Origin of the sequence: Gemmobacter lutimaris, from assembly GCF_003570715.1 — a bacterium.
GTDB classification, from domain to species: Bacteria; Pseudomonadota; Alphaproteobacteria; order Rhodobacterales; family Rhodobacteraceae; genus Gemmobacter; species Gemmobacter lutimaris.
In genome coordinates, this window is sequence record NZ_QXXQ01000033.1 from 1 (window position 1) to 7,535 (window position 7,535).

Here is a 7,535-nt window from a genome sequence, read left to right on the forward strand (position 1 = left end):
AGGCCGACGGCTTCTTTTCCGAGATCATCAGCTGGAAGCTGCGCCTCTTCTGTCCGACGGATTCCGGCGGTGTGAAAGTGCTCGATCACCTGCTTGCACGCTTCCCCATCCAGGGTCTACATGCACGTAAAGGTTGTTAATTGTGTGTGCCATGTCATTGGAAACAGAAGATCTGTTGCGAGATCTTTCGCAAAATGCCGAAAGCGTCTGCCGTCACTATCTTCCCGCCGGGAGGCGGGAAGGCTCTTACTGGATGGTCGGCGATCTGCAGAACAATCCGGGCCGCTCGCTGTTCGTCAGGTTGACCGGCCCCACCTCGGGGCCGGGTGCCCGGGGCAAATGGACCGATTCAGCCACGTCGGAATTCGGCGATCTCCTCGACATCATCCGCGAACGCACGGGGATCACCCGCTTTCCCGATCTTCTGGCCGAGGCACGGATGCATCTTGGCCGTCCGCAGTCGGTTCTCCCGGATGCCAACTCCCCGCGCAGCCGAAAATCCCCCTCGGGTACGCCAGCAGCAGCGGCGCGCTTGTTCGCGGCCTCGCTGCCTTTGGCGGGATCTTTGGCCGAGGTCTACCTGCGTTCCCGGGGCATCACCCAACCGGTACTCAGTTCAACCCTGCGCTTCCACCCGAAGTGCTGGCATCGGGATGAGGGCCAGACCAAGCCTGTGCCCAGGCCTGCGATGATCGCCGCGGTCACCGATGGGGCAGGGGCCTTGCAGGGCGTGCATCGCACTTGGTTGGCACCCGACGGACAGGACAAGGCGGCTGTCGACACACCGCGGCGGGCTATGGGTCACCTCCTCGGAAATGCCGTCAGGATCGCCACTGCAGATCAAAGCCTCGTGCTGGGCGAAGGCATCGAGACGATGCTCTCCGTTCGCGAGGCGGCCCCTTCTTTGCCCGTCTGGGCGGCGCTCTCGTCGGGTCACCTCGGAGCCGTGTTGTTGCCCGCAGGGTTGCAGCGCCTCTACATCGCCATCGACCGCGATCCGGCGGGGCATCGCGCGGCGGAAAGGTTGACCGCCAGAGCAATCGAGGCCGGGATTGCCGTACGGGTGCTCGAGCCGCGTCTCGGGGATTTCAACGACGATCTCCGCGCTCACGGCGTTGAGGCAATGCGCCAGCATCTGGCACAGCAGATCGACCTTAAGGATCAGCATCGGCTGACGATCTGAACTCTCAAAGCGCAAAGGCAGTCAGGGAGCGGGGCAGGGGGTCAAGCATCGCTTGAGGAACCGGGTCGCGTCTTTCTCCTCTTCTCGGCTGTCGAACCCGCGCAGGCACCCGCACGTCCTTCAAGAGATGGGCAGGCGGCCGTCAAAGCGGCCGCCCCTTCAAGGACGGGGGGCGACTGATTTCCGCCGGCGGGGCTCGCCCCGCCTTTGCATCGCGAAGCAAATCAGCCGCCCCCCGTCCTCCTCCACATGCGTTCCGGCCCCAAAGCGGGGGTGAAAGGGCGTCCCCTCCCACGGCTTTCGCAGCCCATGAAGGCCGCGCGGGTTGTCGCGCGTCCCCGAGCAGCCGGAGGCAAAAGACCATGACGACCCAATTCCAGAGCGAAGATTTCGACCGCAGCTCCGCCCTTTCCCAGACCGCCTGGGCGCTTCAGGAGCTTCAGCTCTACGGCACCCGTGCCTTCCAGGACGAGGTCGATCTGCGCCCGATGCCGGAACCCGAGCGCCTCATCGACGCGGTCAGCGATATCTTCGATGCCCTCGCAGCGACCCTCGCCGACACCCGCATGGAACCCGACCTCGAAGAATTGCTCTGGGGCCAGGTCAACCTCTTCCACCGCGCCGCCGCCCGCACGGAACGCCTACTTGACGACAATGAAGTGGCGCAGCACCGTCTGCAGCGGGAACAGGACGGCTCCGAGGTGAAATCGACCGAGCTTGAGCGACTGACGGCCGAAGGCACCAGCCTTGTCGAACGGCGGCATTGTCTGGAAGCCTTCCGCGACCGCAGCGCCGAGGCGTTCGAGCTGCACACAGGCTCAACTTGGCGGCCTCGCTCTGGCTCAATGGTGAACCACAAGCACCTGACCGCAGCGCTGATCGACAGCCGCGATTTCCTCTCCGCCAAGCGCCGCGCTGAAACCGAAGTGATGCTGCCCCAAGGCACCAAGATTGCCCTCACTGGCGGGACCGACTTCAACGATCACCGCCTGATCTGGGGCAAGCTTGATCAGGTCCAGACCAAGTATCCCGACATGATCCTTCTCCACGGTGGCAGCTCTAAGGGTGCCGAACTCATCGCCGCCAAATGGGCCGAAGTCCGCAAGGTCACGCAGATTGCCTTCAAGCCCGACTGGACCAAACATGCCAAGGCCGCACCCTTCAAGCGCAACGACGCCATGTTGGACGTGCTGCCCGTGGGTGTCCTCGTGTTCCCGGGCAATGGCATCCAGGAAAACCTCGCCGACAAGGCCAAGAAGCTGGGCATCCCGGTCCTGAAGTTCGAGAAGGGGGCGTGAGCCCCCTTAACCGCATTTTCGGCCTAAGGCGGTCTGTCAACTTAGCGTCATGCCGCCTCGCTGCATTCTCCAAAGCCGCCGCTCGATTGGCATTGCGGCAAGAAGTTGGTCATTTTGATAGACGAAAGCAATGCTTCGTGAAATGAGTGATCAACCATCGCGAGCGTGGACGTCGAGGCCCGGAACCGTCGCATTGGACCGACCAAGCTGCAACCACGCCTCAGGCCGCAGTTCCACTTCCATTTTCGTTATCAAGTTGTAAAAGATTAGAATATCCTCGGAAAGAGTGTCATTGCCAAAGCCCACGATAAATACGGTGGCGTCGAAACAGCCTCGCGAAACCGCGGGCTCATCAGCGTTTATGGCCTTCGACTTTCAGGTGAACGTGTCAATGGCGCTAGTTCTCGACCTTTTCAGACAAGGTAAAGAATTCGTCGCGCTGTTCGATCATCACGACGACTTTGTCGTTTTCGTTGGAGAAGGGGAGAACTCAGAGCTATCGTTCTACCAGGTGAAATCGAGCAGTGAACTCACTTGGACCGCAAAGAGGCTCGCGAGGCGAAGCCCGAAAGGCGATCTGCCAAAATCCATCGTCGGCAAAGCCTACTATAATATCGCGCAGTTCGGGCCAAAAATTCGCCGAGCATCGATATTGTCCAACCGGCCGCTGAGCGCTACCCTGGCGACGGCGACCAAATCCGACCTCCACGATGGCGAGCTTTCAGTCGCCGATCTCTGCTCTGCCGATCAGGACGCGCTGATGAAGTCGCTGGAGGCGGACTTCCCTGACGGCTTCGATAAGTCACATGCGACGCTCCTGACGTTCGAGCGCGTTCCGTTCGATCTTGAAAGTTATCGCGCGACGGTGCTGGGCAGGATCGTAACGATGCTGGAAGAACTCCATCCAGATTTCGTCGCGGTTTCCAGCCCCTTCTACACGGCGCTCCTCGCCGCCGCGGGTGAGTGCACCGGGAACAAGACAAAGTCGGGGACGGTCGAAGAGTTGCGCAAGAGAGTCGCCTTGGACCGCGAGGCGATTAGCCGCCTGATCGAGCGGGTTCACAGCAGGTCTAAAAATCTTGTCGAGTGGTGGTCGAGCGTGAACGACGAACTCGCTGCCGACGGAATAAAGGCGCTGCAGATCCAGCGTATCAAGAACAAGTGCATGGCGTATGTAAACTCCCGTCGCGCGGGGGGTAGGTCGGCAGCCAAGCTAAGCGCAGCGATCCGCGATGCTATCGGCAAAGCCGCGGTGAGAGATATGGGCAGCGTACTCGAGGCGGTCGTAGCCTTGAAGGTCCACGGTCTCAGCGAACCCGAGTCAGAGCTCTTTGATCTCCAGTCTGCGATGATCGTCGAATTGATGGAGGCCATGACATGACAGACGACGACACGACGGGACTGCGGCGCGTCCTTCGAAAACTGAGTGAGAACAGCAATGCAAGCGGTAAAATTCAAAAATCTCTTCCTGTTATCGCAAGTCGAAAAGAGAGCGTTGCACGTACCATTGCATCCGCAAAAGCTGTTGATCCAAGGCGCAAACGGCTTTGGAAAGTCGGTTATAATGAAGAGCCTGTACGAAGCTCTGGGAGCGACGCCGAATAAGATCGATGCTCGTTGGAAGAATGCGAACGTATCCAGTTGCCTCGAGTTCGAGTTCCGGGACGCGACTTGGTTTTCTGTCAAAGCCCACGGTGTGTTTTCGCTCTTCGACGACAAGGGCAACAGACAGTTTTGGGGCCAGCGGCTGGTAAAGGACTGGGGCCCGAAGCTCGCCGATTTCTTCGGTTTCAAGCTTGAGATGGTTGACAAGGGCGGGGAAACGTTAACGCCGCCGCCAGCATATCTTTTCGCGCCGTTCTACATTGACCAAGACGGAAGTTGGGACAAGCCTTGGGTCTCATTTCGCCAGGACTTCTACCTGCCGCAAAGTGCGAGCACGCTTGCGGACTATCATTCAGGTATACGACCGGACGGCTACTATACCGCCAAGGCCGAGTTGACAAAGGAGAAGATCGTCCTTTTCAGCTTGGAAACTGCAGTCGAGACGCTCCGTCAGGCGATGACCCAGATTAAAGAGATCGAAGGCACGACCCCGACCTACGACTTGAAGGAATTCGCAAGCGAATGCGACGATCTCGTCGCGGAAAGCGAGAGGCTTCTTGTTTTGCAGGCGGAACATAGGCGGACCGTGTCCGATGTCCACGAGGAGGTTCATCTTGTCAGGGCCGAAGCGGACCTCGTCAACAACGCACTTAGAGAAATGCGTGGCGAATTCGAGCTTGCATCCTCATTGCCGCGCCAAGTCGAGTGCCCCACCTGCGGTCACGAATACCAGAACTCCCTTGCCGAAAGATTCGCCTTGATCGAGGATGAAGGCGTCTTGTCGGAGGCACTGATTGAGGCGCAGTCTAAGCTGGAAAGACTGGTCGAAAAGGAACTGGCTGAGCGTGGCAAGCTCGACACGATCGTTGCAAGCTTGGGGCGTATCGAGAATATCCTTGAAACACAAAAACAGTCGTTGTCCCTTAACGACGTGCTCATCGCGGCCGGCAAAACCGAGGCGGCCAAGCTTCTACGGGCATCGCTGAACGAGAAGATAGTTGCTGCGGACGCCTCCAGAAAAATCACCGAGTCGCTTCGTGCTTCGATGATCGAATTCAGCGACAGAATCCGTACTTCGGAAATCAAAAAATTCTATCGCGCCCGACTGTCGATGTATTCGCAGAAACTTGATGTCCATCTCGACGACCCGGAAAGGCAGTCGATTGAGTCTATCAGCGTTGCACGAGGGAGCGAGGGGCCTCGGGCGCTGCTAGCTTACTATTACGCTTTCCTTCATACGAAAACCAATTTCACAACAAGCGTCAGATTCCCGGTCGTGATCGATTCTCCGAACCAGCAGGGGCAGGACACAGTTCATCTACCCCAGATGTTGAAGTTTATTTTCGACCACGTCCCAGATGACGTGCAAACCATCGTTGCGACCGAAGACGCTTCAGAGCTTAAACTCGAAGGGGTCACGATCGCTACCTACGGAGAAGCCAAGCGCCAAATCCTTCGTGAGAAAGAATTTGATCAAGTTAGAGCAATCTTCGACCCATTCTTCCAAAAGATACTGGCAATGGAGTGACGCGATTGCCCGCCATTTGATCGCATCCGCGAATATATCGGGGGCGCCCTATCTCGCAGCAGCTTTCGCAATCTTCTAATACGCCTCGATTGGTAGTCAGCGATCGTTTTGTCATTTATTGATAAAGCAAGATGATTGCTGCAACGCGCTCCGAAGTCCGCTTTTACGAGTTCGCCGCACGTTCCATGCCGCACAGATGACAGACAGCTTCGCGCCCATAGTTCACCTCGCAATGATCCTTTGTTCACTCGGGTCATATCGGAATTCGTGTAGGCGCCTTTCGTCGATTAGTTTTGCGGCCTGCCCAACATGCTCTGGAAGAACGTAAAACCATTCGCGCGGGTGAATTTTCTTGCCGAGGCGATCCGTGACGCTGAGTTCTGCGGGTCTCGCTACTTCGAAAAACCGGTGCAGCAAGTTTTCAACTTTAGAGCGCGACAGGTTCTTCAGTTCGTATGTAGCCACAATTTCCACCGGGGCCATCAGAAAGGTTGCGTCGTTGCGGGCGTCCGCGATGCGACGGGCCACTTGCTGAGAGGTGACTCCGATTTTGTGCAGGATCATCCGGTTCTCGGCAATCTCCGGAACGGACGATAAGCTGCGGGCAACATAGATTGTTCCGGAGAGTTCCAGCTGGTCCGCTTCCCACTCTGGATCGAGCGGACCGAGGCCCGTGCGCTGGATAATTCTGGAGGTCTTGTCATCGTTCAGGGATTTGCGGAAAGACGACATCAAGGGGTCGCTCTCCTGCCCGTTCGAAAAAACCACGCGAAGACGATGGTCTCGATCTCCACCGCGGCTGCTCATTTCCGTCTTTTCGGCGATATAAGCCAGCAGGCCATTTCGTATGAAGAAATCGCCTTCCAGAGGCTCTATCACAGCGTATTTTTCGACAACGGTCGCTTTCCGCTCTCCGGCGTCCAGCATACGTTGCATGTCTTGGAAGAATGTCTCGAACAGATGGAAATCTGGACAGGGCCGGAAATCGGCTCGATGATCTGGCAAGTGCCGCTCGGACGCGGCGGTGACGTGGCGCAGGCCAATCAGATCCGGTGATATAGCCAAGGCGTCATCGCCAAAAATGTCATCCAGATCACCCGGAACCTCATCGTCCAGCGGATCATCGCGCCAGCTGCGTTGCTGGGCAGGAACTAACTCCAGGACATGGTCAGGAGTCGCCGTTTCTTGCACCATCCTGACTCGGATTGTGCCAAGACGCATTTCCTCATGGTCCAGCGCCTCAGGGTCTGGAAGGCGACCGTGTCTGATCCGGAACGCCTCGATCTCACGATTTATCGTCGCGGAGTCTGCCCCGGCTTTTGCGCCGAAGGCAGACAGTTTCACATCAAGTAGTCCGAACTCGTCGGGCTCAGCAAAAATATCATCGAGGGTAGGCCGTGTCATTACAGGCTTGCCTCGCGCAGCTTTTGGGCCTTCTTGAATTTCAGCCATGCCAACGCTTCGGCCATCCGCTTTTCCAAAGCGTCGGCGGCATGCACGTTGGGTTCGCGGCCTTCCTGTGCGCGAAATCGCTTGATCCGGGGCCAAAGGGTTCGGGCTTCATCCTCTGTCATCTGAATACGCTGAGCGACCATCGCTGACTGAACATGGGCCAGGAGCTCTGAGTCCAAGGATTTTGATGCAACCTCAAACCGTTCGCGAAAGGCGTTGACGCTGTCGATCAAGTCGATGTCCAATTCCCGGACGTTGATGAAGCGGCGTACCAAAGCCAGTAGGCTGTTTGATGCGCTTCCAAGATCGTCATCCTCTGAATCAGATGGGTTGGCAGCAGCTAGTGTGTCGACCGTACCGCCAAAGGCGGCTTGCTGTTCACTAAATCCGCGCTCTTCTTCACGGCGTGCCAAGGTCAGGATGTTCATTCTGGCAGCCAGATCTTGCCGGACGGCTTCGGTTTCTTCGG

5 protein-coding genes and 1 pseudogene are annotated in these 7,535 nt (G+C 57.7%); 4 read left to right on the plus strand and 2 right to left on the minus strand.

Features of this window, described 5'->3' with window-relative positions:
• Window positions 1-151 precede the first annotated feature (151 nt).
• The 4 genes from D2N39_RS22075 (at window position 152) to D2N39_RS22090 (ending at window position 5,614) form a co-directional block, all read left to right on the plus strand.
• Entirely contained in the window at window positions 152-1,183 is a 1,032-nt protein-coding gene (locus D2N39_RS22075; RefSeq protein WP_119136874.1) for a DUF7146 domain-containing protein, read from the plus strand.
• A gap of 362 nt (window positions 1,184-1,545) precedes the next feature.
• Window positions 1,546-2,481 carry a DUF2493 domain-containing protein gene (locus D2N39_RS22080; protein ID WP_119136875.1) on the plus strand — a complete coding sequence of 312 codons (936 nt, stop codon included), beginning with the start codon at window positions 1,546-1,548 and terminating at the stop codon, window positions 2,479-2,481.
• 316 nt (window positions 2,482-2,797) lie between these two features.
• Window positions 2,798-3,862, plus strand: coding sequence for a dsDNA nuclease domain-containing protein (locus tag D2N39_RS22085; protein ID WP_147373541.1), 1,065 nt, complete (start codon window positions 2,798-2,800; stop codon window positions 3,860-3,862).
• A 57-nt stretch (window positions 3,863-3,919) separates the two neighbouring features.
• On the plus strand, window positions 3,920-5,614 hold the full coding sequence (locus D2N39_RS22090) for a hypothetical protein (RefSeq protein ID WP_119136877.1): 1,695 nt from the start codon (window positions 3,920-3,922) through the stop codon (window positions 5,612-5,614).
• 222 nt (window positions 5,615-5,836) lie between these two features.
• On the opposite strand, the gene D2N39_RS22095 is transcribed toward D2N39_RS22090, so the two are convergent.
• Together D2N39_RS22095 and D2N39_RS22100 are read right to left on the minus strand one after the other, a co-directional pair.
• Window positions 5,837-7,066 carry a GIY-YIG nuclease family protein gene (locus tag D2N39_RS22095; protein WP_199725340.1) on the minus strand — a complete coding sequence of 410 codons (1,230 nt, stop codon included), beginning with the start codon at window positions 7,064-7,066 and terminating at the stop codon, window positions 5,837-5,839.
• Window positions 7,018-7,535, minus strand: a pseudogene (locus D2N39_RS22100) (hypothetical protein); the annotation flags it as partial. The gene D2N39_RS22095 and the pseudogene D2N39_RS22100, both read right to left, overlap by 49 nt.